This window comes from Streptosporangium sp. NPDC049046 (assembly GCF_040649155.1).
GTDB lineage: Bacteria > Actinomycetota > Actinomycetes > Streptosporangiales > Streptosporangiaceae > Streptosporangium.
Map to the genome: position 1 here is coordinate 90,581 of NZ_JBEZEZ010000022.1, position 24,024 is coordinate 114,604.

The 24,024-nt window shown below is 70.8% G+C and carries 22 protein-coding genes; 7 read left to right on the forward strand and 15 right to left on the reverse strand.

The annotated features are described in order from the left end of the window. Window positions 1-3: 3 nt before the first annotated feature. Genes AB0B96_RS28390 through AB0B96_RS28400 form a run of 3 tightly spaced genes read right to left on the reverse strand, consistent with a single transcriptional unit; the run spans window position 4 to window position 2,396 of the window. On the reverse strand, window positions 4-783 hold the full coding sequence (locus AB0B96_RS28390) for an alpha/beta hydrolase (protein ID WP_362903418.1): 780 nt from the start codon (window positions 781-783) through the stop codon (window positions 4-6). Then, entirely contained in the window at window positions 780-1,628 is an 849-nt protein-coding gene (locus AB0B96_RS28395; RefSeq protein WP_362903420.1) for an alpha/beta hydrolase, read from the reverse strand. Before AB0B96_RS28395 ends, AB0B96_RS28390 begins: the two co-directional genes overlap by 4 nt. Before the next feature lie 6 nt (window positions 1,629-1,634). Next, entirely contained in the window at window positions 1,635-2,396 is a 762-nt protein-coding gene (locus AB0B96_RS28400; protein WP_362903422.1) for a CoA-transferase, read from the reverse strand. A gap of 227 nt (window positions 2,397-2,623) precedes the next feature. Here AB0B96_RS28400 and AB0B96_RS28405 point away from each other — a divergent pair, with 227 nt between their 5' ends. The 6 genes from AB0B96_RS28405 (at window position 2,624) to AB0B96_RS28430 (ending at window position 7,525) form a co-directional block, all read left to right on the forward strand. Beyond that, complete coding sequence (locus AB0B96_RS28405; RefSeq protein ID WP_362903424.1) at window positions 2,624-3,514, forward strand: DUF6282 family protein; 891 nt, start codon at window positions 2,624-2,626, stop codon at window positions 3,512-3,514. Between the two features lie 97 nt (window positions 3,515-3,611). Then, a complete protein-coding gene (locus tag AB0B96_RS28410; RefSeq protein ID WP_362903426.1) occupies window positions 3,612-4,541 on the forward strand; it encodes a hypothetical protein in 930 nt (309 codons plus the stop codon). Beyond that, window positions 4,538-5,305 (forward strand): aldolase/citrate lyase family protein, encoded by a 768-nt coding sequence (locus AB0B96_RS28415; RefSeq protein ID WP_362903428.1) that lies wholly within the window; start codon window positions 4,538-4,540, stop codon window positions 5,303-5,305. Before AB0B96_RS28410 ends, AB0B96_RS28415 begins: the two co-directional genes overlap by 4 nt. Beyond that, complete coding sequence (locus AB0B96_RS28420) at window positions 5,302-5,712, forward strand: lipocalin-like domain-containing protein (protein WP_362903430.1); 411 nt, start codon at window positions 5,302-5,304, stop codon at window positions 5,710-5,712. The genes AB0B96_RS28415 and AB0B96_RS28420 overlap by 4 nt, the downstream gene beginning before the upstream one ends. Beyond that, window positions 5,709-6,581 carry an amidohydrolase family protein gene (locus AB0B96_RS28425; RefSeq protein WP_362903432.1) on the forward strand — a complete coding sequence of 291 codons (873 nt, stop codon included), beginning with the start codon at window positions 5,709-5,711 and terminating at the stop codon, window positions 6,579-6,581. Before AB0B96_RS28420 ends, AB0B96_RS28425 begins: the two co-directional genes overlap by 4 nt. A gap of 164 nt (window positions 6,582-6,745) precedes the next feature. After that, window positions 6,746-7,525, forward strand: a complete 780-nt coding sequence (locus tag AB0B96_RS28430; RefSeq protein WP_362903434.1) for an amidohydrolase family protein — start codon at window positions 6,746-6,748, stop codon at window positions 7,523-7,525. Between the two features lie 233 nt (window positions 7,526-7,758). On the opposite strand, the gene AB0B96_RS28435 is transcribed toward AB0B96_RS28430, so the two are convergent. The 10 genes from AB0B96_RS28435 to AB0B96_RS28480 all read right to left on the reverse strand — a co-directional run bounded on the left by AB0B96_RS28435 (window position 7,759) and on the right by AB0B96_RS28480 (window position 20,288). Then, on the reverse strand, window positions 7,759-8,646 hold the full coding sequence (locus AB0B96_RS28435) for an SDR family oxidoreductase (protein ID WP_362903436.1): 888 nt from the start codon (window positions 8,644-8,646) through the stop codon (window positions 7,759-7,761). A 13-nt stretch (window positions 8,647-8,659) separates the two neighbouring features. Continuing rightward, window positions 8,660-10,219 carry an ABC transporter substrate-binding protein gene (locus AB0B96_RS28440; protein ID WP_362903438.1) on the reverse strand — a complete coding sequence of 520 codons (1,560 nt, stop codon included), beginning with the start codon at window positions 10,217-10,219 and terminating at the stop codon, window positions 8,660-8,662. A 184-nt stretch (window positions 10,220-10,403) separates the two neighbouring features. Continuing rightward, window positions 10,404-11,594: an epoxyalkane--coenzyme M transferase gene (locus AB0B96_RS28445; protein WP_362903440.1), complete on the reverse strand. Its 1,191-nt coding sequence runs from the start codon at window positions 11,592-11,594 to the stop codon at window positions 10,404-10,406. Beyond that, entirely contained in the window at window positions 11,591-12,628 is a 1,038-nt protein-coding gene (locus tag AB0B96_RS28450) for a peptidyl-alpha-hydroxyglycine alpha-amidating lyase family protein (protein ID WP_362903442.1), read from the reverse strand. The genes AB0B96_RS28445 and AB0B96_RS28450 overlap by 4 nt, the downstream gene beginning before the upstream one ends. After that, window positions 12,625-13,881, reverse strand: coding sequence for an amidohydrolase family protein (locus AB0B96_RS28455; RefSeq protein WP_362903444.1), 1,257 nt, complete (start codon window positions 13,879-13,881; stop codon window positions 12,625-12,627). The genes AB0B96_RS28450 and AB0B96_RS28455 overlap by 4 nt, the downstream gene beginning before the upstream one ends. Before the next feature lie 82 nt (window positions 13,882-13,963). Continuing rightward, window positions 13,964-16,453, reverse strand: coding sequence for a CoA transferase (locus AB0B96_RS28460; protein ID WP_362903446.1), 2,490 nt, complete (start codon window positions 16,451-16,453; stop codon window positions 13,964-13,966). Then, the gene (locus tag AB0B96_RS28465) at window positions 16,450-17,478 is read right to left on the reverse strand and encodes an ABC transporter ATP-binding protein (RefSeq protein ID WP_362903448.1); all 1,029 of its coding nucleotides are present in this window, start codon (window positions 17,476-17,478) and stop codon (window positions 16,450-16,452) included. The genes AB0B96_RS28460 and AB0B96_RS28465 overlap by 4 nt, the downstream gene beginning before the upstream one ends. Continuing rightward, window positions 17,471-18,502: an ABC transporter ATP-binding protein gene (locus AB0B96_RS28470; protein WP_362903450.1), complete on the reverse strand. Its 1,032-nt coding sequence runs from the start codon at window positions 18,500-18,502 to the stop codon at window positions 17,471-17,473. The genes AB0B96_RS28465 and AB0B96_RS28470 overlap by 8 nt, the downstream gene beginning before the upstream one ends. Next, window positions 18,499-19,356, reverse strand: coding sequence for an ABC transporter permease (locus tag AB0B96_RS28475; protein ID WP_362903452.1), 858 nt, complete (start codon window positions 19,354-19,356; stop codon window positions 18,499-18,501). The genes AB0B96_RS28470 and AB0B96_RS28475 overlap by 4 nt, the downstream gene beginning before the upstream one ends. Beyond that, on the reverse strand, window positions 19,353-20,288 hold the full coding sequence (locus AB0B96_RS28480) for an ABC transporter permease (RefSeq protein ID WP_362903454.1): 936 nt from the start codon (window positions 20,286-20,288) through the stop codon (window positions 19,353-19,355). The genes AB0B96_RS28475 and AB0B96_RS28480 overlap by 4 nt, the downstream gene beginning before the upstream one ends. A 405-nt stretch (window positions 20,289-20,693) precedes the next feature. On the opposite strand from AB0B96_RS28480, the gene AB0B96_RS28485 reads away from it, so the two are divergent. After that, window positions 20,694-22,031 carry a helix-turn-helix domain-containing protein gene (locus AB0B96_RS28485; RefSeq protein ID WP_350942242.1) on the forward strand — a complete coding sequence of 446 codons (1,338 nt, stop codon included), beginning with the start codon at window positions 20,694-20,696 and terminating at the stop codon, window positions 22,029-22,031. 36 nt (window positions 22,032-22,067) lie between these two features. On the opposite strand, the gene AB0B96_RS28490 is transcribed toward AB0B96_RS28485, so the two are convergent. Both AB0B96_RS28490 and AB0B96_RS28495 read right to left on the reverse strand, forming a co-directional pair. Continuing rightward, window positions 22,068-22,994, reverse strand: coding sequence for a VOC family protein (locus AB0B96_RS28490; protein WP_362903456.1), 927 nt, complete (start codon window positions 22,992-22,994; stop codon window positions 22,068-22,070). Window positions 22,995-23,071: 77 nt separating this feature from the next. Beyond that, window positions 23,072-24,013 carry a carbohydrate kinase family protein gene (locus tag AB0B96_RS28495; RefSeq protein ID WP_362903528.1) on the reverse strand — a complete coding sequence of 314 codons (942 nt, stop codon included), beginning with the start codon at window positions 24,011-24,013 and terminating at the stop codon, window positions 23,072-23,074. Between the last annotated feature and the right edge of the window lie 11 nt (window positions 24,014-24,024).

Below are 24,024 nucleotides of genomic sequence, written 5' to 3' on the forward strand. Positions count from 1 at the left end.
TCGTCAGCGGCCGAGTGCCCGCTCGACCAGGTCGGCGATGAGGTCGGGGCGCTCGATGTGGACGTTGTGCCCCGCGCCGGGCAGCACGGTGACCTGATGGCCGAGCACCTCGGCCATGTCCGCCGGGTCGATGCCGGGGTCGTGGTCGCCGCAGGCGAGTTCGACCGGGCAGGTCACTGTGAGCATGCGCGCGGCGAGTTCGGGGCCGGTGGCCGGGGCGGCCCTGGTGATACCGGGGTCGGCGGAGAGCGCGTAGCCGCCGTCGCGGGCCGTGACCCCGCCGGCGCGGTCCTCGTCGGTGAACGCGGGGCCGCGCAGACCCGCTATCCGCCCGAACAGCTCGCGAGCCTCTTTCTCCTCGGGAAAGATCCGGACCGGCCGGTCGGCCGTCGCGGACCGCCGGGCCAGCTCCTCCTCGGTCCAGGCGACCTTCATCGCGATCACCGTCAGGGACTCGACCGTGACGCCGTGGGTCCCGTCCGCGACGGTCATCCCGACCAGCCCGCCGAGCGAGTGACCGACGACGTTCAGCGACGCGTTCTCGCCCAGGACGCCGGCGAGCGCGGCGGACACCGCGTCGGCGTACCCCTCGGGCGAGTAGTCGTCGCGATGGCCCGAGCGGCCGTGTCCCGGCAGGTCGGCGACGAGCCATCGGTATCGGGTCCCGCGCTCGCGCAGCCGCTCCAGCACCGGTTTCCAGACGGCTCCCGACGCGCCGGAGCCGTGCAGGAAGAGCACCGCAGGGCCGTCGTCGCCGCCGGACTCGAGGTGGAGGTCGCTCATCGTGCCTCCGCCTTCGTCCGCGCGAGAAATCCGAGCGCCACCTCGACGAACTCCGCCGAGCGCTCGATCTGCGGATAGTGGCCGCTGCCGTCGATCGTCTCGGTCCGCGCGTCCGGGATCTGCGCCGCGAGCTCCTGCCAGGTCGGCGCCGGCACCAGCCGGTCGTGCCGCCCCCGGACGAGACAGGTGGGCACGGTGATGCCCCCGTAGTCGCGGGCGGGCGGGCGAACATGCGGCCGTCGCTCGCCGCCGTCACGTCCCGGCGCGCGCAGATTGCCCGCCGCGGCGGTCTCCCACGCCCCGGGGACCATGCAGTACTCGTGGCGGCGGCGCAGGTAGTCTTCGCTGTCCTTCCAGCGCGGGTCGTGGAAGAGGACGTCCATCGACGGACGCAGGCCGTCGAGCGTGCCGTCGAAGTCCTCGAGCACGGCGCGGGCCTCGGCCGCGGGGGCGGCCAGACCGGTGCCCACCACGACCATCGACCGGATCGGCCACTCGGGTGACGGCCGGTTGGCGATGTCGAGCAGCAGCCGTCCGCTGAGGGACGTACCGATGAAGTCCGCGGAGTCGATCCGCAGGGTGCGCAGCACGCCGGCGACCTGCCGTCGCATGAGCCGGCGCTGGCCGCCGAAGTCGCGAAGTTTGTCGCTGTGACCGAAGCCGACGAAGTCGAGCGCCAGCACGCGACGGTGCTCGGCGAGCGCCGGGATGCAGTTCTCCCAGGCGAGCTGTGCGGAGGCGCCGTACTCGCCGCCGTGCAGGAGGATCAGCGCGGGACCGTCCCCGGCCTCCAGATAGTGGGTCGTGCAGCCGTCGGCGACGACGTGGCGATCGTGGAAGCTCATGGGGGCTCAGGCCACGGACGGGTAGCGGCGCAGCACACCGTCGCGGTCGACCTGGGTCCGGAGCAGGGTGAGCTCCTCGTCGCTGGGCGCGCCGACGGTCTGCACGTCGTCGGCGATCAGCAGCTCGAATCCGGTCGCGGCCTGGATCTTCTCGATGCTGCTCCACGGGTGCACCTTGATCAGGCGCATCCGCTTGCTCTCCGGCTCGAAGTCGAACACGCCCAGGGGGGTGAACACCCGCCGGGGCCCGTCGGACTCCGGGCGGAAGACCTTGGAGCGGGCGTCGCCGCCGTCGAGCCAGCCCGCGCCGCTGACGAAGTCGACCTTGTCGACGAAGATCTTCGGCGTGTGGTGCTGGGTGTAGATGTAGCTGGTCTTGAAGCCGCCGAGGAAGATCAGGCCGATGGTGCCAGGTCCGCGCACCTTCGGCTTGTCCCAGTCGCCGATCATGGCCATGTTCAGGTTTCCGTGCTTGTCGATCTGCATTCCGCCGAGGAACGCGAAGTCGAAGCGCATCGCCGTCTCGAAGTCCACGACGTCGTCGAGGCTGAAGTGGTATTCGCTGGTCACGAGGTTGCGGTAGTCGGCCGACGACTCGGTCAGCCGCTGGATCTTCGGGTTCATCGCGCCGCTGCCGCCGCAGAAGAAGGACAGGTTGGGCGCGTGCGTGAGCTGCGCCAGGCGCAGCCCGGCGGCGGGAATGTGCGATGCGGCGCCCACGGAGCCGAAGGCACCGTCGGCCATCTCGTGCGAAATGGAGATCGCCATCATCTCCGCCCAGGTATAGGTCGCCTCCGGCACGTGGCCCCCAATCGGGTTTGAGCGACAGCGCAGGTCGTCGCGCTGGAACATCTCGCCGGGACAAGTGCTTGTCAGAACAGCGAGTCGCATTTATCGTACAGTAAGTCCGTAATTTGTAACAATGCTATCGTGGTGGTGTTTCTGTCAAGGGTCGCCATGCCCTCGTCGGTGGCTACCGCGCAGGAGGGACAACGATGACCCGACCCGCGATCGAGCGAGTCCTGCACGGCCTCGTCGACCTGCACTGCCACTCCGGCCCCAACCCGCTGCCGCGCAGGTTCGACCACGTCCAGGCCGCCGAGGACGGTGCGCGGCTGGGCATGCGCGCCTTCCTGGCGAAGTCCCACCACCACAACACGGTGATGGACCTCCTCGCGATGGGCGACCGGCTGAAAGGCGTGAGCACCGCCGTCTACGGCGGCATCGCGCTGAACAACCAGGTCGGCGGCATCAACCCGCACGCGGTGGAGATGTGCCTGCGGATGGGCGGGCGGTGCGTCTGGTTTCCCACCATCTCCTCCGCCGCGCACGTCGACCACCACAACTCCGGCGGCGGCTTCCCCAAACCGACGATCCCCCTCACCACCACCCAGGTCGACGTACGCGGCCCGGACGGCGAGCTCATCCCCGAGGTCGGCCAGGTCATCTCGGTCGTCGCCGAGACCGGCGCGCTGCTCTCCGCCGGGCACATGGCACCCGACGACATCAGGGAGGTCTTCACCGCCGCGCGCGACGCCGGAGTCCGGCGGTTGGTGGTCAGCCATCCGAATTTCGTGATCGGCTCCGACCCGGCGCAGTGCCGGGAGTTCGTCATGCTCGGCGCCTACATCGAGCATGAGACCAGCATGTACGACCCCGAGGTGGCGAACGTGCGGTGGGGTCCGGAAGTGCTGATGGACTGGATCGAGCGGGTCGGGCCCGAACACACCGTGCTCGCCTCCGACCTCGGCCAGGTCGGCCGCCCGATGCCCGTCGACTCCTTCATCCGGGTCGGGTCCGCGCTGCTCGACCTCGGACTGCCGGAGAAGGACCTGCGGCAGATAGTCCGCGTCAACCCCTCGTACCTGCTCGGCCTGGACGACTGACGGTCCGCACCCCTCGTACCTGCTCGGCCTGGACGACTGACGGTCCGCACCCCTCGTACCCGCCCGGCCCGGACGACTGACTGTAAGGACGAACCACATGTACGGCCCCAACGACCCTCGCGCCGCGCTCAACACGGCGCCGGCCACGACGAACCCGAACGACCCCATCGCCGCGCTCGCCACCTACGAGTTCCTCGCGCTGCCGCCCGACGAGGTCACCGAGCTCGGCAGCAAGACCTGGTACGTCCGCGGCCAGAACTTCGTGCTCGCCTTCACCCGCCTGGTCCCCGGCGACGCGCTCCGCCGCGACGCGGCCGCGCAGCGGGAGGAGTACGTCGTCGTCCTCCCCCACGACGACATCACGATCGACGTGACGGCCGGCGCGGAAAGCCGGACGGTGACCGGGAGCGGCGTGGTCATCGTGCCCCCCGGCGACAGCGAGCTCACCGCGCACGGCGACGCCGACCTGGTCCGCCTGTTCGACGTCCGCACCGCCGACCTCCTCGCACGCTGCGGCAACGCCTCGGAGTACGCCGAGCCACACCCACGCGTCGCCCTGCTGGAGCCGTGGCCGGATCCGCCCGCCGGCCACCGCCTGCGCGTCTACCGCAACGCCGACTTCCCGCTGCGACCCGGCCGGTTCGGCCGCATCTTCCGGTCCAGCGCCTTCATGGTCAACTTCGGGGATCCCAAGGACGGCCCGCGCGACCCCGACCGGCTCTCCCCCCACCACCACGACGACTTCGAGCAGTGCTCGCTCACCGTCGCCGGTGACTACATCCACCATGTCCGGACGCCCTGGACGTCGAAGCGCTCCCAGTGGCGCGCCGACGAGCACGCGGCCGTCGGCAGCCCCGCCGTCGCGATCATCCCGCCGCCCACCGTGCACACCAGCCAGGCGGTCGGCGACGGCGTGCACATGCTCATCGACATCTTCAGCCCGCCGCGCGCCGACTTCTCCGCCAAGGCCGGATGGGTGCTCAACGCCGACGAGTACCCGGCCCCCGACCACATCACGACCGCATGACGTTCTTCGCGACAGCCTCCGCGCGGACGCCGAGGCTGGGCACCTGGATCAAGCTGGCGACCGTCGAGAGCGTCGACATCATGGCCGACGCCGGATTCGACTTCGTGGTGATCGACCTCGAACACTCGCCCATCGACCTCACCCTCGCCGCCCGGATGATCAGCGCCGCCTCGGCGTACGGCGTCGACCCCCTGGTACGCGTGCCCGACCACCAGGCCGGCACCATCCAGCGGGTCCTCGACGCCGGTGCCCGGGGCATCCTCGCCCCCCGCGTCGACTCGGTCACCGACGCCGAACGGGTGGTGGCGGCCACCCGCTTCCCGCCCCTCGGCCAACGAGGAGCGGGCGGCACCAGCCGCGCGGGCAGGTGGGGGCTGATGTCCCGAGACGAGTACGTCCGGGTCGGCAACGAGGACGTCGTCTGCGTCCCCCAACTGGAGAGCCCCGCGGCGATCGACGCCGCCGCCGGCATTCTCGCCGTGCCGGGGGTCGACGCGGTGTTCCTGGGCGCCGGTGACCTCTCCCTCGCGCTCGGGGTCCGCATGAACGATCCCGTGGTCAAGGAGTCGCTCGACCGGGCGCGGGCCGCGGCCGCCGCGGCGGGCAAGCCCTGCGGCGCGGCGTGTGTGGACGCGTCGTCGGCCGTCGGGACCGCCGCCCTCGGCCACCAGTTCCTCATCATGGGCAACGACGCCACCATGCTCGCCCGCACGGCCCACTCCATGACGCGGGCGTTCCGGGAGCAGATGGGCGCGACCTCATGATCGTCGGAACCTGGCGGCTGGTCGACTACGTCATGGAAGGCGAGCCCGACGACGGCGCGCGCTCCCTCGGGGACAAGCCGCTCGGCCTGCTCATCTACGGCCCCGACGGCTACATGTCGGTGCAGTACATGGCCGGAGACCGCCCGCTCCTGCGGACGGAGAACTGGCGGTGGACCACCGACGAGGAGAAGCTCGCCGCCGTACGGACCTTCGGCGCGTACGCCGGACGCTACGAATGGTCCGGCGACCGCGTCGTCCACCAGGTCGAGACCGCCGTCTACCCCAACTGGATCGGCGCCACCCTGGTCCGCCTCGCCGTGGTGGACGGTGACCGGCTCACCCTGCGCGCCGAGCGAACCCCCGGCAGGCCGCCCACCCCCATCCTCACCTGGGAGCGCATCCGATGACCCCCGCCCTGATCGACGCACACGCGCACCTGGTGACCAACGACCCGGCCTACCCGTTCAACCCGCCCGGCGGCTCGGTCAGCGACGCCGTACGCGACGATCCGATGACCGCGGAACGGCTGCTCGCCGCGATGCGCGACCACGAGCTGTCGGGCGCGGTCGCCGTCCAGCGCGCCCACGTGTTCGGCTACGACAACAGCTACGTGGTGGACTCGGCGGCCCGGCACCCCGACCGGCTCGCCGCCATGTGCGTCCTCGACGCGCAGGCCCCGGACGCGGCGCGGACCGTACGCCACTGGGCGGAGCGCGGCGCCGCGGCCGTCCGCCTCACCTCGCCGGGCGGAAACCAGCACGGCGGCACCCCTGGAACCGAGTGGTTCGCCGGAGAGCGGGCCCGCGAGGTGTGGCGGCAGGCGAGCGAACTCGGCCTGTCGATGTGCCTGCACATCTACCGCTGGAACCGCGACGAGAGCCTGCGCGCGCTCGCCGCGGTGACCCGCGAGTTCCCGGACACACCGGTCGTGCTCGATCACATCGCGAGCGTCGAGACGGATCGCCCCGCGCCCTACCCGGGGGCCGGCGAGTTGCTCGCGCTCGCCGACCTGCCGCAGGTCCACGTCAAGGTGACGACGCTCAACTTCGCCAGGATCATCGCCGCGGGCGGTGCGCCGTCGGTCGTGGTCGAATGGCTCGTCTCCCGGTTCGGCGCGGAGCGGGTGCTGTGGGGTTCGGACGTCACCCAGACCGCCGGCGCCTACGCGGACATGGTCGGGATCGCGCGCGAGTCGGTCTCCGGCCTGTCAGCGAGGGACGCCGCCCTGGTCCTCGGCGGGACGGCGGCCTCGCTCTACCGGATCGCGACGCCGTGACGGGTGACGGCTTGTCCGAGAGCGGGGTGCCTCGTCATGACGCCGTGGCGGATGACGGCCTGCCCGAGGGTGGGGTGCCTCGTCGTGGCGCCGTGACGGGTGACGGTCTGCCTGAGAGCGGGGTGTCTCGTCGCGACGCCCCGCCGGAGAGTGGGGTGCCTCTCGTGGACACCCATGTCCACCTGTTCACCCGCGCGCTGCCTCTCGCGGCGCGGGCCTGGACCCGGCCCGAGGGGGAGCTGACGGCGGACACGTTCGTGTCGATGATGGACGAGCACGGCGTCGGCTACGGTGTGCTGTCGGCGATGAGCCTGCTCGGCGACCTGAACGACTACACGATCGAGGCGTTGCGGGCGCACGAGCGGCTGCGCGGGACCGTCATCGTCGAGCCCACCGTCGATCGGTACGTCCTGGACCGGATGAAGTCCGACGGTGTGGTGGGCGTCAGGTTCCAGTGGCGACGGCTCGCCGACCTGCCGGACCTCACCGAACCGGCGTACCGGCTGCTGTTCCGGGTCGCGGACCTCGACTGGCACATCGAGCTGAACATCGAGGGCGACCGGTTGCCGCCGGTGCTGGAGCGGCTGACCGCCTCGGGGGTGAAGGTCGTCGTGGACCACTTCGGCGACCCGGACCGGGTCGCCGGCTACACGGGCGCCGGTGGCGCGGCGCTCCTGCGCGCCCTCGACACCGGCAGGGTGTGGGTGAAGCTGTCCGCGGGCTACCGCTTCGGCGTCGGCGAGGACACGCTGGCCGGTCACGCGGCGACCCTGATCGGGGCCGCCGGGCCGGAGCACGTCTTCTGGGGGAGCGACGCCCCGTTCGTCGGCGCCCGGCATCCGGTCACCTATCGTGACGCCGTCGACTCCTTCGCGCGGCTCGTCCCCGATCCCGAGATCCGCAGGCGGATCTCACTCGCCTCGCACGCGTTCTACTTCGGCTGAGCACGAGGTCTCTTTCGGTCGAGTATGTGTACTTCTTCAACCGAGCACGCGCGCTCCTGCGACCGAGGAGGCGTACTTCTTCGGCCGAGCGCGGCCGGCATGCGCCGACCGTCGCGACCGGACCGCACGGTCGAGCCGCGCAACTGAGCCGCACGACCGAACCGCACAACAGAGCCGCACGACCGAACCGCACAACAGAGCCGTCCCAGCCAGGCTGGGACGGCTCTCGCCGGTCACTTCGGGGGCGGCAGGTGGCTCTGCAGGTGCTCGGAGAACCCGGCGAAGTCGGCGGCGAGTTGCTCCGCGCTCCACCCGCCGTCGCGGTGCGTGACGAACGACTCCTTCGGGTGCGCCCAGATCGCGAACCTGTCGCCGCCGAAGCCGATGTACTGCCCGGTGACGCTGGCCGACTCGTCCGAGGCGAGGTAGACGACGAGCGGCGCCACGTCCTCGACCTTGCCGATGCCGCGCCGGCGCAGGTCGGCCGGGACCGGGCCGCCCGCCTCGACCGCGGCGACGACCTCGGTCAGCGACGGGATGGTCGCGGCCATCCTGGTCAGCGCGGTGGGCACGATCGCGTTCACGGTCACGCCCAGCTTCGCCGTCTCGGTCGACCACACCCGCACCATGGCGATGATGGCCGCCTTGGACGCGGCGTACGCCGTCTGCCCGAAGCCGCCGTACTGGCCGGCGGGTGAGCCGACCAGGATCAGCCGGCCACCGCCGCCCTGCTCGCGGAATCGGCGCACCGCGGCGCGACCGCAGGTGAAGGTGCCGCGGACGTGGCTGTCCACCACGAGGTCGAACTCCTCGTCCGTGACCTTGGCCAGCGTACGGTCGCGCAGCGCGCCGGCGTTGGTGCACATCACGTCCAGGCGGCCGAACTCCGAGACGGCCCGCTGGACCAGGGCGTCGGCCGACTCCGCGGTGCCGACGGCGCACACCTCGGCGACGGCACGCCCACCGGCGGCGGTGATCGCCTCGACGGTCTCCTTGGCGACGTCGGCGTCGATGTCGTTGACCACCACGGCGGCACCGGCCGCGCCCAGCGCCTCGGCGTACGCGCGGCCGAGGCCACGCCCTGATCCGGTGACGACGGCCACCTTGTCGTTGAGCCGCATGGGCTTCCTCTCTCTATTGCTTGCTGATCTTCACTGAGCTGTAGTGGTAGTCACCGACCACCGGTACGTCGAGGCCGGTCACCCCCTTGCGGAAGGCCGCCACGTAGGTCACGCCGCACACCGGGATCACCGGGGGTCCGGCCGCCGCGACCTCCTTGATGATCTGGTGCATCGGTGCCGCCCGCTCCGTGACGTCGTCGCTGGCCCGTGCCTTCGCCAGCAGTTCGCCGATCCCGTCCTGGGAGAAGCCGCCGGGGTTGTACGCGCCGCCCTTCGTGTAGAAGTCCGCGACGAACTGGCTCGGGTCGGGCCGACCGGCCTGTACCAGCGCCACCGTGGCGGTGAACTGGCCGGTCCGGCGAGCGGTGATCATCTGCTGGAATTCCAGGACCTTGATCGTGGCCTTGATCCCCACCTTCTGCAGCTGTGCCTGCAGTGCCTGGGCGAGGATCTGGTACGACGTGTTGGGGCCGACCTCCAGCGTTATGTCCATGCCGTTCGGCAGGCCGGCCTCGGCGAGGAGTTTCTTGGCCTTCTCCGGGTCGTAGTAGGAGGACACGTCGCTCAGTTCGGGCACGTGGGCCCAGAAGCCCTCCTGGTACGGCTGCACCGCGGAGACGCAGGCGCCCTCGTACAGGTTCTTGCTGATCGCGTCGCGGTCGATGGCGTACATCAACGCCTGCCGCACCTTGGGGTTGTCGAGCCCCTTGACGGAGGTGTTCAGCAGGATTCCGTTGAAGGTGGTGTTGGGGCCCCTGACCACGGTCAGGCCGTCCGCCTCGGCCTCCTTGATCTGGCCGGGCGTGATCGAGGTGCCGTCGGCCTGGCCCGACTTCACCGCGCGCAGGCGGGTCGTCTCGTCGGAGTAGACCGTCATCTCCAGGCCGCCGATGGTCGTCTCGGCGGCGTTCCAGTAGCCCTCGAACTTCTTGAAGGTGACCTTGCCCACCTGCAGCGTGTCGATCTCGAAGGGGCCGGTGCCGACCGGCTTGGTCGGCAGGTCCTCGGCGTCGAGCGCACCGGGCGCGACCACGATGCCGGCCTCACCGGCGAGCACGTTGATCATGTAGCCGGCCGGCTCGGAGAAGGTGAGCTTCACCTCGGACGGGCCGGTGACCTCGACCTTGTCGAGCACCGACAGCGTCGTCACGAGCGCGCCGCTCTTCTTGTACGCCTCCAGCGACGCCTTGACGGCCTTGGCGTCGAACTCCTCGCCGTTGTGGAACTTCACCCCTTCGCGCAGCTTGAGGGTGATCACCTTGTTCTCGTCGGAGAACGTCCACTCGGTCGCGAGCCCCGGCCCGATCTCACCGGCCGCACTCCGGCGGATCAGGTGCTCGTAGACCACGTCGAGGAACACCGGGTCAAGCGGCGCGGCCTTGCGGGGATCGAAGGAGGTCGGGTTGCCCGGCACGGCCCACCGCAGGATGGCCGCGTTGTCGAAGGCACCGGAGTCACCGGAGGCGCCGGAGGTGTTCGACGTCGGCCGGTCGGTCGTCCCGGCGCCACAGCCGGAGAGGGCGAGACCGGTGGCGAGAAATGCGCCGGCCGTTTTTACTGCTGCTCGTTTCACGGCTTATGCCTCCATATTTCAGAAGCGAGCTTGACTGGTATGACTGGCGACCCGCGGCGCTCTCCGGCTCCGTCGTCGACGTGCCGGCCCGCGTCCGCGTGTGCCGTGGTTCTCGGTGCCCCGTCTTCAGCCGTGACGCTGAATCACGCCCCCACCAGGTCCTGGACTTGTGCTGTGGACCGGCCTACAACCGGCTACCGGCGATCGCGGCGCCCTCCGCGAGCGCGGCGAGCTTCGCCCACACGATCTCCTCGTGGCCCACGCGCGATCCGATCCCGCAGTCGGTCCCCGCCTGCAGGTTCTCCTTGCCCACCACGCCGGCGAAGTTCGTCAGCCGTTCGGCGACGAGGAGGGGGTGTTCGACCAGGTCGGTGGCGTGGCTGACCACTCCGGGGGCGAGGATCTTGCCCTCGGGCAGTTTCACGTCCTCCCACACCCGCCACTCGTGCGCGTGCCGGACGTTGCCGGACTCGATGGCGTAGGCCTGGGTGTTGACCTTGATCAGCAGGTCCGCGATGTGTTCGAGGCCGATGTCCTGGGTGTGCGGCCGGTGACCGCTGCCCCAGCAGGTGTGCATCCGGATCTGCTCGGAGGGCAACCCGTCGATGCTGTGGTTGATCACCTCTACCGCGAACTCGAGGTAACGACGCAGGTCCTCGACCGTCCAGGTGGGGTGGAACTGCCAGGTGGTCGCGAACTCGGGCTCGTCGATCTGCAGCACCAGGCCGGCGTCGGTGACCGCCCGGTACTCCTCGCGGAGCGCCTCGGCGACCGCGAACATGTACTCCTCCTCGCTCGCGTAGTGCTCGTTCCTCGCACCCGCGCCCAGGCTGAGCGGTCCCAGCGCGGCGATGAAACCGTCCACCTCCTTGCCTTCGACCGCCGTCTTCATCGCGGCGATGTCGGCCGCGATGGCGTCCTGGCCGATGTAGGTGATCGGGGAGGTGCACACCCGGCCCGACGTCGGCGGCTTCGGCGCGGCGCCCGGGGTCGAGAAGCCGGGCCGCACCGGCCCTCCGGATCCGGCCAGCCAGAGGCCGGAGGCGTAGGTGCCGGGGAAGTCCGCCTTGTCGCGCGCGGCGACGTACTCGCGCTTGGGCGGGACGTTCGGGTCGATGGGCAGGGTCTCCCAGCCGGTCACCCGGGCGTGGATGTAGCCGCTGTAGGCGGACAGGTTCGCGGCCTTGACGTACTCGCCGTCGTTGACGACGTCGAGGCCGCACTCCATCTGACGGGCGACGACCTCGGCCACCGCGCTCGGCAGCCGCGCGTCGACGGCCTCCTGATCGCCCTGGGCGATCAGCTCGTCCAGGTCCTTGGGACGCGGCAGGTTGCCGCCGTGCGTGGTGAGAATCCGACCGTTTTCGCGCCTCATGCGTGTCTCCTAGCCAAGGTGTCTTCTCCCGCGCCGACGCGCAGGAACTTCTGCAGTTGGTGCCGTCCGCTCGACGGCGCGACCCAGCCGGGTCTGATGGCGAAGCTGTACGTCACCTCCGCGACGTACAGGTCTCCGTGGGAGTCCAGCGCGACCCCGTGCGGCGCGATGAAGTTGCCGGCCGCGGTGCGGTCCGTCGTGGAGTCGCCCCACCGCTCGACCACGGCGCCGTGCCGGTCCAGCACGGTGAGCCGGGCGGGCTGGTCCTCCAGCGCCTCGCCGTGCACGAACGACCTCTTGCCTTCCGGCCGCCACAGCTCGACGACGAACACCGAGCCGTCCGGGGCGATGGTGAGGTCGCACGGGCGCCGGATGTCGGTCCACTCCTCGATGAACTCCCCGTCCGGGGTGAAGATCTGGATCCGGTCGTTCTCGCGGTCGCCGACGAACACCCGCCCGTCCGCCGCGACGTCCAGGCAGTGCGGTAGGTGGAACCGGCCGGGACCGGTGCCGGGCTCGCCCCAGGAGCCGATCAGCTCACCGGACGCGGTGAACCGGTGCACTCGGCTGTTTCCGTACCCGTCGGTCACGTAGAGGTCGCCGTTCGGGGCGACGGCGAGGTTGGTGGGCCGGTTGAACGGCCCGCCCGCGTACCGAACGCCCTCGACGCTGTGCACGTGCACCGGCCGACCGGAGACGAACCCGGTGTCCGACGCCGTCCCGGCGGTGCCCAGCGTCATGAGCAACTCGCCCTCGGGGGTGAACTTGCGGACCGTGTGGTCGCCCGCGTCGACGCAGTAGACGCCGCCGTCCGGTCCGACGGTCAGCCCGTGCGGCGTGGTGAACAGGCCCTTTCCCCAGCTGCGGACGAAGGTGCCGTCCCGCTCGTACACGATGACCTGGCCGTCGAAGCGGGTGAACAGGTAGACGCGGTCGGCCGCGTCCACGTCGACCGCGGCCACGTCGGCGTGCCGCAGGTCGTCGGGCAGCCGCTCCCAGTCGGCGTCGACCTCGATCCTCCGCCCGCCCGTCATGACGCCGCCCCGGAGGTGGAACGCGGCGCCGGCAGCCAACCCCATGGGTGGGTGCCCCAACTCGGCGCGATCAGCTCGCCGGCCCGTACGGTCTGCACCGGCCGCAGGCCGAAGCCGCCGTGGAAGACCTCCTGTTTGGTGTCGACGAACTCGAAGTCGCCTTCGACCAGGTCGAGCACCGTGAGGTCGGCCTCCCTGCCGGCCGCGATCGCGCCGAGCTCGTGCTCCGCGCCGATCGCCCGCGCCGCGTTCGCCGTGGTCATCCGGACCACCTCGGACAGGCTGTAGCCCACGGCCATGAACTTGGCCATGCACTCCAGCAGCGAGTGGAAGGTCTCTCCGGCCGCGGTCAGGTCGCTGCTGATGGTGTCGGGGAGCAGCCCGAGCGCGCGCTGCTCGCTCGCGACCCGGTAGCCGAAGTTGCCCCTGCCCAGCGCGGAGTCGAGGGTGATCCCGCGCTCGCGGGCGGCGAGCAGGGCGGGCATCATCCGATCCGCCGCGTCCATCACGCCGCCGTGGTTCGGCGTGCACAGATGGGTGAGAATGTCTCCCGCGTCGAGCTGCTCGATGGCGAACCGGGTGGCCGGTTCGAGCAGGTGCGGATCGGGGCGCCGCCGCGCGGACAGGTCGCCGATGTGCACCATGAGCGGGAGCCCGTGCTCCCTCGCCACCGCCTTGGTCGCGGACACGATGTCCTTGCCGTGCGTGGCGACGAGCGGCCCGACGAGCCGCAGCTTGATGCCCTGGACCAGCCCGGGATTGGCGGCGACGCACTTCGCGATGGCGACCGGGTCGATCTCTGCCAGGTCGTTGACGTCGATCATCGTGGGCATGGTGTGCGCGTAGCTGCCGATGTTCAGGTACGGGACGACCCGTGTCCTGGCGTTCGGCTGGATGTAGGCGGAGAAGACACCGATGTTGGCGACGCCGACGGATCCGGCGTCGACCAGTGTGGTGACTCCGGAACGCACGCCGATGGCGTCGGGGTCGCAGCCCTCCATGCCCACACCCGGGGTGATCGCGCCGTGCGCGACGTGCGTGTGGATGTCGATCAGCCCGGGGACGACGTAGCGTCCGGGGCCGCTCGCGTCGATCACCCGGCGGGCCGAGTCGGCGGGGATGTTCCCGCCGACCTTGGTGATCCGGCCGCCGGTGACGGCGATGTCCATGACGCCGTCGAGTTCCTGCCCGGGGTCCAGAACCCGGCCGCCCTTGATCAACAGGTCGTACCGGGTGACCGGGTCGTCGCTCATCAGAGTCCTCCTGTCGGTGCCGCGATCGCGGCACGTCCCGCTCAGCGGGCCTGGATGTGCTGTTCGGTTTGCCGGTCGGCGGTCAGAAGTGGTCCCAGCCAGGGGGCAGCGCGGTCATCTGCACGGCCCAGCCCGCCGCGAGTGCCTCGGCCGAGTCGGCGAGCCCGATCCGGTCCAGCACCTCGCGCGCGTCGGCGCCCGGCCGGCGTACCGGGTGGCCCAGGCGCGGCGGGTTGCCGTGCACCCGGATGGCGATGCCGGGCATCACCACCTCGCCGACCTCCTCGGAGATCTGGCTGACGGTGAGCCCTCTCGATCGGGCCCACGGGTCGGTCATCAGCTCCGCGAGGGTCGTGACCGGGTGCGCGCCCAGCCCTGCCGCGGTGAGGCGGTCGGTCCACTCGCGGGCGGTGCCGACCTGGAAGGCGGTCTCCAGGGCCGCCGCCACCGCGTCGTCGTCGGACCCGTCCAGGCCGGACAGGGCCTCCTCCAGGCCGGGGACCTCGCGGAGCGTCGGCAGGCTCTCCCGGGTCGCCCCGAGGAAGAACCATCGGTCGGCCGCCCGGTGGAACCGGTGCCACGGGTCGACCCCCAGAGCGGACGGCCCGCACGGCTCGGCCGCGCGGCGGTGCCGGTCGTGCGCCGCGGCCGGGAGCCCGGGTGCGGGGCGCACCGCGAACCTCGCCTGCTGGTAGCCGCCGGTCTGGGTGAGGGAGGTGCGCACCTGCTGGCCTTCTCCGGTCAGCTCGCGATGGTAGAGACCCACCGCGCTCGCGAAGGCGGCCATCGCGCCGGTGCCGTAGTCCAGGAGGTTGTACGGGCCCAGCACGGCCGGTCGGCCGTCGCCGCCCGTCCTGGTCATGATCCCGGTCGCGGCCTGGCCCTGGGTCTCGTACCCCCGGCGGCCGGTCCAGGGTCCGCCGTGGCCGTAGCAGCTGACGGAGACGTAGACGATGTCGGGGCGGCGGGCCCGGACGTGCTCGTAGCCGAGGCCGTAGCGTTCGGCGGTCCGCTCGGGGAAGTTGTGGGTCAGCACGTCCGCGTCGTCGATGAGGTGCCAGAGGATCTGCTGTCCCTGGCTCGACTTCACGTCCACGAGGACCGTCCGCTTGCCACGGTTGACGAACCCGTGCGCGCCGACACGCCGCTGCGGTGAGTTGATCTTGACGACGTCGGCCCCGAACTCGACGAGGATCCGTCCCGCGCTCGGCCCGGCCAGGATCTGGGTGAGGTCGACGACCCGCAGTCCCTCGTAGGGCAGACGGACCGGCTCGCCCTCGCTCCCCACCGGCTCGTCGCGCGTCGGCTCGTTTCCTGCCGACTCGTTCCCCGCCGCCTGGTTCGCCGTCGGCTCGTCGCGCGGCGAGCCGACGGGCGGCGACGTGAGTTCGGCGATGATCTCCGCGCGGTCCGCGTCGGGCAGGTGCCGTGGCCTGCCGGGCAGCGCGGGGGTGGCGGACAGCCATACCGCCGAGCCGGGCATCACCGTCGCGCCGAGTTCCGGATCGTCGACCACGACGGCCTGCCCGGAGGCGAGCGCGTGGTCGCTCTCCAACCATTCGCCCAGCGTCCTGACCGCGGCGAGCGGCACGCCCGCCGCATTGGCGAGCTCCTCCCACTCGCCCGCCGGGCGGGTCCGGAACAGTGCGGTGAGCCGGTCGTGCAGTAGCCGGCGCAGTGAGGGGTCGCGGTCCATCCGGGTGCGGTCGGTCAGGCCCTCGCCCGTCCAGGCCGTCACCCCGGCCGCGTCGAGGAACCAGGTGAGGAAGCGAGGTGTCGCGCCGATCGGGTTGAACTGCACATACCTGTCGTCCGCGCAGCGGTAGGTGCCACTGCCGTTGGAACTGATCGCCCGATCCGGCGGCAGCCCCTGCGCGACCGGGTAGGCGCCGCTCCCCCCGATGGCCTCGAACATCGCGTCGAACAGCGGCACCTCGACGCGGTCACCCCGTCCGGTGCGGTGCCGGGCGGTGAGGCTCGCCACGATCGCGAAGGCGCCGCAGAACGCCGCGAAGTTGGACGCGACGGGTACCGCCGTGTAGGTCGGCCGGGTGTCGTCCCAGCCGTCCGGCGCGTGACCGGCCCGGATCCGGCAGTTGCCGGTGGCGGCCGCGACGACCCCCTCCCAGCCGGGGACACCGGCGCGCGGATCGTCGGCCGCGAAGCCGGGCATCGAGCAGTAGACGAGCCGCGGGTTGCCCGCGCGTGACTCCTCCCAGCCGAGACCGAGCCGGTCCATCACCCCCGGCCGGAAGTTCTCGACGAGAACGTCGGCCCGCCGGACGAGGTCGCGGGCGACGCCCAGGTCCGCCGCGTTCTTCAGGTCGAGGCTGATCCGCCGCTTGCCCCGGTTGAAGAACGCGTCTTCGGCACCGGGAGTGACACCAGGACGGTCGACGTGCACAACGTCGGCCCCCTGGTCGGCGAGCATGAGCGCGGCCAGCGGTCCTGCGACGTGGTGACCGAAGTCGACGACGCGGATCCCGTGCAGCGCTCCTGGGGCTCCTGGGGCTCCTGGGGCTCCTGGGGCTCGGGAGGCTTCTGAGGTTTGGAAGGCTCGGGAGGCGCTCATCGCGAGGTCTCCTGGGTCTCGCCGATCAGCGCGTCGTTCGGCGGCGGCCGGTGCAGCACGCACGCGACCCGGTGCTCGGCGCCGATCTGCAACAGCGGCGGGTCCAGGTGAGCGCACTCGTCCTGGACGACCGGGCAGCGGGTGCGAAAGCGGCAACCGGAAGGAGGGTTCGCCGGATCGGGAAGCTCGCCGCGCAGCACGGTGCGGCGCCGCGAGCGCTGCACGTCGGGATCGGGCACCGGCACCGCCGACAGCAGCGCCTTGGTGTACGGGTGCCGCGGGTCGGTGGCGATCTGCTCCGCGGACCCCTCCTCGACGATCCGGCCCAGGTACATCACCGCGATCCGGTGCGACAGGTGCCTGACCGTGGCGAAGTCGTGGGACACGAGGACCACCGCCTGCCCGGTGTCCTCCTGGATGGACAACAGCAGGTTGAGGATCTCCGAACGGGTGGACAGGTCCAGCGCGGAGGTCGGCTCGTCGGCGACGAGAACGCTCGGTGAGAGCGCCAGCGCGCGGGCGATGCAGACCCGCTGCCGCTGCCCACCGGACAGCTCGTCCGGATACCTGTCGACGAACGCCGGATCGAGGGTGACCCGGCCGAGCAGCTGGGCGGCGTGCTCACGCATCTGGTCCCGGCCGATCCGGCCGTGGACCAGGAGCGGTTCGGCGACGGCGTGGCCGATCGTCTTGGTCGGGTCGAGCGCGCCGTACGGATCCTGGAAGATGACCTGGAGCTTGCCGCGCATCTCCTTGAGCTCGCTGCCGCGCGCCCTGCTGACATCCTTGCCCTCCACCTCGACCGTGCCCCGGTCCGGCTTGAGCAGCCGGGCCATCAGCCGGCCCACCGTCGTCTTGCCCGATCCGGACTCGCCCACGATGCCGACCGTGGTGCCGGCCCGTACCTCCAGGTCGACTCCGTCGACGGCCTGGACGCTCTCCAGCGTCCGGCCCAGCAGGCCGCGGCGCAGCGGGAACGACTTGCTCAGGCCGCGTACGCGCAGAACCACACGATCCTCAGCCACGGACGGCCCCCTTCAGAATCAGGTCGCCGGAGGCGACGCGTCCGCATCGCGTGTGGCGTTCGTCGTCGATGACCGCGTCGGCCTGTGGTCGCCGGCAGAAGTCCTCGACGCTGTGCGCGCAGCGAGGCTCGAACCGGCAGCCCTCGGGGAACTGCCCTGCGGAAGGGACCCGGCCCGGGATGACCGTCAAACTGCTCCGGGCCCGGCCCGCCTGCGGCACGGCGGCGAGCAGCGCGCCGGAGTACGGGTGCCGAGGATCGTAGAAGAGCCGGTCGACGGGGGTTCGCTCGGCGACGTGACCGGCGTACATGACGACCACGTCGTCACAGAAGTCCGCGACCACGCCGAGGTCGTGCGTGACCAGCAGGACGGCCAGATCGAGGTCGCGTCGCAGGTCGCGCAGCAGCTCCAGGATCTCGGCCTGGATCGTGACGTCGAGGGCGGTGGTCGGTTCGTCGGCGATCAGCAGCTTCGGGTCGCAGGCGATGGCGGCCGCGATCATGACGCGTTGCTGCATGCCGCCGCTCATCTCGTGCGGGTAGGACCTGAGCCTGCGCTCGGCGTTCGGGATGCCGACCCGGCTCAGCAGCTGTCCGGCCTGCTTGAGCGCGACCGACCGCCGCTCGCCCAGGTGCAGCCGTCGTACCTCGGCGATCTGGTCGCCGACGGTCATCGTGGGGTTGAGGCTGCTCATCGGTTCCTGGAAGACCATGCCGACCGGTCCGCCGCGGATCCGGCGAAGCTGCCGCCGGTCGCAGGTGAGCAGGTCCACCCCGTCGAAGCGGATCGCGCCCGCCGAGACCCGGACGGCCGCGGGCAACAGGCCCAGGATCGCCATGGAGGTGAGCGACTTGCCGCAGCCGGACTCGCCGATCAACGCGACCGCCTGCCCCTTGCGCACCTCGAAGGTGACGTCCTCGACCAGGCCGGGCTGTCTGGAGCCGCCGGGCAGGTCGATGGTGAGGCCCTCGACGGAGAGCAGCGGCTCGGTGGCGTCGCTTCGCTGCGCCGGTCCTGCTGTCATGTACGCCTCCTGAGTCCGACGGCGTCACGGATCGAGTCACCGATCGTGTTGAACGCGAGCACGGTCAGCACCATCGCGATTCCGGGCGGCACCACCGAGAAGGGGGAGTGGAACTGGTTGGTGTACGCGGCCTTGAGCATCGAGCCCCAACTCGCGTCGGGTGGCTGTACTCCGAGACCGATGAAGCTCAGGCTCGCCTCGACGAGGAGCGCGACGCCCATCAGGATCGTGACCTGGACCAGCAGCGGGGCGGCGATGTTGGGCAGGATGTGCACCCAGAGGGTTCGCCGGGTGGACGAGCCGATCGCCACCGCCGAGTCCACGAAGGTCTCCTCCGCCACGGCCATCGTCGCCCCGCGTACGACCCGGAACAGGCCGGGGGAGAAGATGATGCCGATCGCGAGCATCGCGTTGACCAGCCCCGGGCCGAGCACGGCGACGATGGCCAGCGCCCCGACGAGGGCGGGAAGGCTGAGGACGGTGTCGGCGAGCCGGCCCGCGACGCTGTCGACGACGCCGCGCCGCACACCGGCCCACAGCCCGAGCGGCAGGCCGATGAGCAACGCGACGCCCACCGAGATGAGCGGGGCGACGACGGCGATGCGCGACGCCTGGATGATCCGGCTCGCGACGTCACGGCCGAACTCGTCGGTGCCGAGCAGATGCGTGAGGCTGACGTCGGCGAACCTGTTGCCGAGATCCTGGGCCTCCGGGTCGTGCGGGTAGACGAGCGGCCCGGCGATCGCGAAGAAGACGAGGACGACGACGAATCCGACGGCGACCGCGCTGGACGGCCGGCGCAGGATCGAGCGGAGGACATGGCGCGGACGGGCGCTCCGGGTGGCCATGGTCATGCCGTACGCACCTTCGGGTTGATCCAGCCGTAGGCCAGGTCCACGATGAGGTTGATCGCCACCACGATGACGGCGCTGAACAGGACGTAGCCCTGGATCATCGGATAGTTCCGTTGCAGCACCGAGTTGATGGCGAGGGAGCCGAGTCCGGAGATGCCGAACACGGCCTCCACCACGATGACTCCGCCGAGGAGCCGCCCGGCCTGCAGGCCGAGCACGGTCACCACCGGGATGGCCGCGTTACGCAGGATGTGCCGCCGGACCAGCCACATGCCCGAGGCGCCTCTGGCCCGTGCCGTGCGCACGTACGGGCGAGTGAGCACGTCGGCCACGCAGCCCCGGGTGTGCCTGGCGAGCTCCGCCGCCGTGGCCACCCCGAGCGCCGTGGACGGGAGGATCACGTAGGAGAGCCACTCCCCGAACCCCTCCCTGAAGTCGACGTATCCGGTCGCGGGTAACCAGGGATTGGCCAGCGCGAACACGGACACGAGCACCATCGCGAGCCAGAAGCTCGGCATCGCGATGCCGAGGGTGGCGAGGGCGGAGACGGCCCGGTCGATCCAGCTTCCCTGGGTGAGGCCCGCGACGATGCCGGCCGTCACACCGAGCACGACGGCGATCATGATCGCCACCAGGGTGATGACCACGGTCGGCGGCGCCGCCTCGATGATCGTGTCCGCGACGGACCTGTTGGTGAACAACGAGTTGCCGAGGTCTCCCTGCAGAACGCTGGAGAACCAGGCGAAGTACCGCTCCAGGACGGGTTTGTCCAAGCCGAGTTCGGTGCGGATCCTGACCACTTCGGCCACGGTGGCGTTCTCACCGGCGATCACTTCCGCCGGGTCGCCGGGAATCAGCTGTACCAGCAGGAAGGTGAGAATCGAAACAAGCCACAAGACCAGCAGACCGCCGCCGAGCCGGCGAATTACCATGCCCGCGCTCACCGCCACCTCCGTCCAGCGCTACGTGGAACGAAGGGTGCGCGGAGCCGGGCGAGACACCCGCAGGCTCCGTTCGTGCAACATCGATCCACTGCGCTGTTGTCCGATAATGGGACAAAATGTGCAATAGTTGTAAACGCCATGCTGCCCTGCGGTTACCTGGGCGTCAAGAGGGAGCCGTTGCGTAAATGGGCGGTTTCTGCATCGTTACCGGGCGCCCGTCGCAAGGCGGTGACCACCGGAAACGCCGTCACGGTCAGAGGGCCGCGGGCGCGGGCCGGTTACCACGTATAGCCGACGGGACGAGGGAGCACTGTGGGCTGCAGCACAGGATGACGACGTACTCTTTGTGCTCACACACATGGCACCCCCGGCGTTCGACCTTAGGATTCGCACATGGCCGCAGAGTCGTCGTTCACCGGCCTCACCAGTGTCACCAGCGGGTCCACCGAGATCAGCCAGGAGAACCGCACCCTGCGTGACCTGGTGGAGATCTACCGCCAGTTGTCCGGCCTGGTTCTCCAGGACGCCGACATCGGCACGGTCGCCCACCTCGTCGCGCACCGGACCGACGTGACGGTGGCCATCATCAGCCAGAAGCTGGGCATCCTCGCCGCGGCCTCACCCGGCCAGAGCGACGACAGCGCCATCCAGTACGTCCACGACCACCTGATCCACCCCCGGCTGGCGCACATGCTCGCCAACGCCGGCAAGTCCCGCCACCCGCTCCGGCTGCCCGATCCGGCGCGCGGCCGAGCCCGCGTCGTGGCCCCGATCTTCGTCGGCGACACCGTGCCCGCCTATCTCGTCTCGCTCGTCGAGGCCGCCCCCGACCAGGGCGAGGACATCGACCTGCTGGTCGCCGAGCACGCCGCGACGATCTGCGGGGTCATCCTGGCCCGCGAGCGCGTCATCGTCTCGGCGGCCAGCCAGGTGCGTGACGACCTCGTCGAAGGGCTGCTGTCCGGGTCGGGCCGCGACAACGACGAGGTCGTGCGCTGGGCGCAGCACCTCGGCTACGACACCGAGCGTGACCACCGCGTCCTGTCGGTCATCCTCGAACCGCCCACGGGCGACCCCCAGCGCAGCGTCCTCATCGCCGACCGCGCCGCGGGTGCGACCGCCCGCCTGTTCGTCGCCCAGTCCCCGGGCGCGATCACCTCGGTACGCACGGACGAGGTGGTCGTGGTGCTGACCGAGAGCGCCACGCCGGGCTCGACCACCCGGGCGGAGCAACTCGGCACCCTGTGCGTGCAACGACTCGGAGCGCTGTTTCCCGACGTCGGCGTCTCCATCGGCGTCGGTGGAGCGTTCCGCGAACCGGCGCACATCGCCCGCTCGTACGAGGAGGCGCGGCGGACCAACGAGGTGATCCGGCGGCTCGGCCGACGCGGCGCCGTGGTCGCCTTCGACAAGCTCGGCATCAGCCGCCTGCTGCTCCAGGTGCCCGACATCGAGACGCTGCACGAGTTCGCCGCGGACATCCTCGGCGAGGTGCTGCGCCACGAGAAGAAGCACCACTCGGAGCTCATCTCCACGCTGACGTGCTACTTCCGGGAGAACAACAGCCCGCAACGCGCGTCGAAACTGCTGCACGTGCATCCCAACACGGTCACCTACCGGATCCACCGGATCGAGGAGATCACCGGCCTGGACCTGAACACCTATCGCGACCGTCTCGCCGCGCAGGTGGCTCTGGAGATCATCGACGCCCTCGGCGGAGAGATCATGTGAGGTCCGTGCCGGGCCTTCGGGTCCTCGGTGGGGAGGTCATGTGAGGTCCGTGCCGGACTCCCGGCGCCCGGCCTCCGGGGACGGATCGGCCGCCGTCACGGCGGCGGCGGCCGAATAGACGATGCCGGCGCCGGTCGACGAGTCGATGTAACGCGGGATCCAGCTCTCCTCGTCGTCGACCTGGGTCGCCCCCCACCCGTAACAGAGGTTGAAGCCGGTGGAGGTGCGCACGCGGAACAGGAACATGTTGTCCGACAGCCGACGTCCGGGGCTGACGAAGGCGTCCATCTCGCTCCTGGCCAGGTCCCAGGCGATCTCCACCTCCTCCAGCGTGGTCGCCTCGATCATCAGGTGCTCCAGGCCGAGGGTCTCGCCCCCGTTGAGCAGGGCGATGCTGTGGTGGCGAGGATTGCACCGCAGGAACCACATCTCGCCGAGGTGCGCGCCGAGGTTGATCGCGTCGGACACCTTCATGCCCATCACGTCGGCGTAGAAGTCGAGCCCCCGCTGCAGGTCCGGCAACCGCAGCACGACGAAGCCCAGGCCGAGCGCTCCGGTGACCGTCCGTGACGTCGGCCGGTGCCCCCGGTAGGAGCCCGCCGTCCCCTCCTGGCCGACGAAGAACTCGTGCCGCAGGCCGAACGGGTCCTCGAAGGAGACGAGCCGCTCGACCGAGCGCGCCGCCGCCAGTTGTGCCGAGCCCGCCGTCACCTCGAACCCGGCGGCGGTCAGGTGTGCCGCGACGTCCTCCAGCGACTCCTCGGCGCCGATCTCCCAGCCGAGGTAGAGCAGCCGGTCGGAGTCACCCGGGTGGATCGCGAGGCGGTGCGAGCGGTCGCACCAGCGCACCCGGACCGTGCCGTCGGGAAGCCGGTAGGTCTCGAAGCCGAAGACGCGCGGGCCGAAGTCCAGCCAGTCCGCCGCCGACGCGGACCGCACGCCGACGTACCCGATGCTTCGCATGCCGCATCTCCTCGCACTTCGTGGCGCACAGGGTGCGCCACGACAAGACTACGCGGCGGGGAGGACGCGGCACCGCCTCAGGTCAGGGCGGCACGCAGCACCGGTTCGATGTCCGCCGCCGCCTCCTCACCGTAGGCTTCGCGCAGGCGGGCCACGTCGGTGTCGGCGTCGATCGTCCACTCCTGGGCGCCGTTCGTCTCCAGTACCAGCGTGGCGACGAGCGCCCCGAGCTGAGCGGCCCGCTCCGGACCCAGCCCGCCGTTCCCACCGGCGAGGAAACCGGCACGGAACCCGTCGCCGACGCCGGTCGGGTCGGCGATCGTCCTGGCCGGCACCACCCCGACGTGCAGCGCGGTGCCGTCGCGCCCGGCGATCTCCACACCTCGGTCGGACAGGGTGGTCACCCGCAGGCCGACCCGGCCGGTGATCTCGTCGGCGTCCCAGCCGGTCTTGCGGATCAGCAGTTCCAGCTCGTACTCGTTGGTGAACAGGTAGCGGGCGCCGTCGACCAGGGCCCGGCACTGGTCACCGTCGAGGCGGGGAAGCTGCTGCGACGGGTCGGCGGCGAACGGCACGCCCAGCGCCCTCGCCTCCTCGGTCTGCGCGACCATCGCGTCCGGATCGCTCGCACCCACCAGCACCAGCCCGACGCCGTACCGTTCCACGATCGGGGCGAGTGAGATGTTCTTCGTCTCCGTCATCGCCCCCGGATAGAACGACGCGAGCTGGCACTGGTCGTCGTCGGTCGTGCAGGTGAAGCGCGGAGTGTGGGCCGTCTCGACGGTGAGGACCCCGCCGCAGTCGACGCCGTGCCGTTCGAGGATCGCCCGGTAGTCGGCGAAGTCGGCGCCCACCGCTCCCACCAGCACCGGCCGTTGCCCCAGGACCCCCATCCCGAAGGCGATGTTCGCGCCGACCCCGCCACGGCGGACGACGAGATCGTCGACCAGGAAGCTCAGCGACACCCGGTCGAGCCGGTCGGCCACGAGATGGTCCGCGAAGCGGCCGGGAAAGTGCATCAGATGATCGG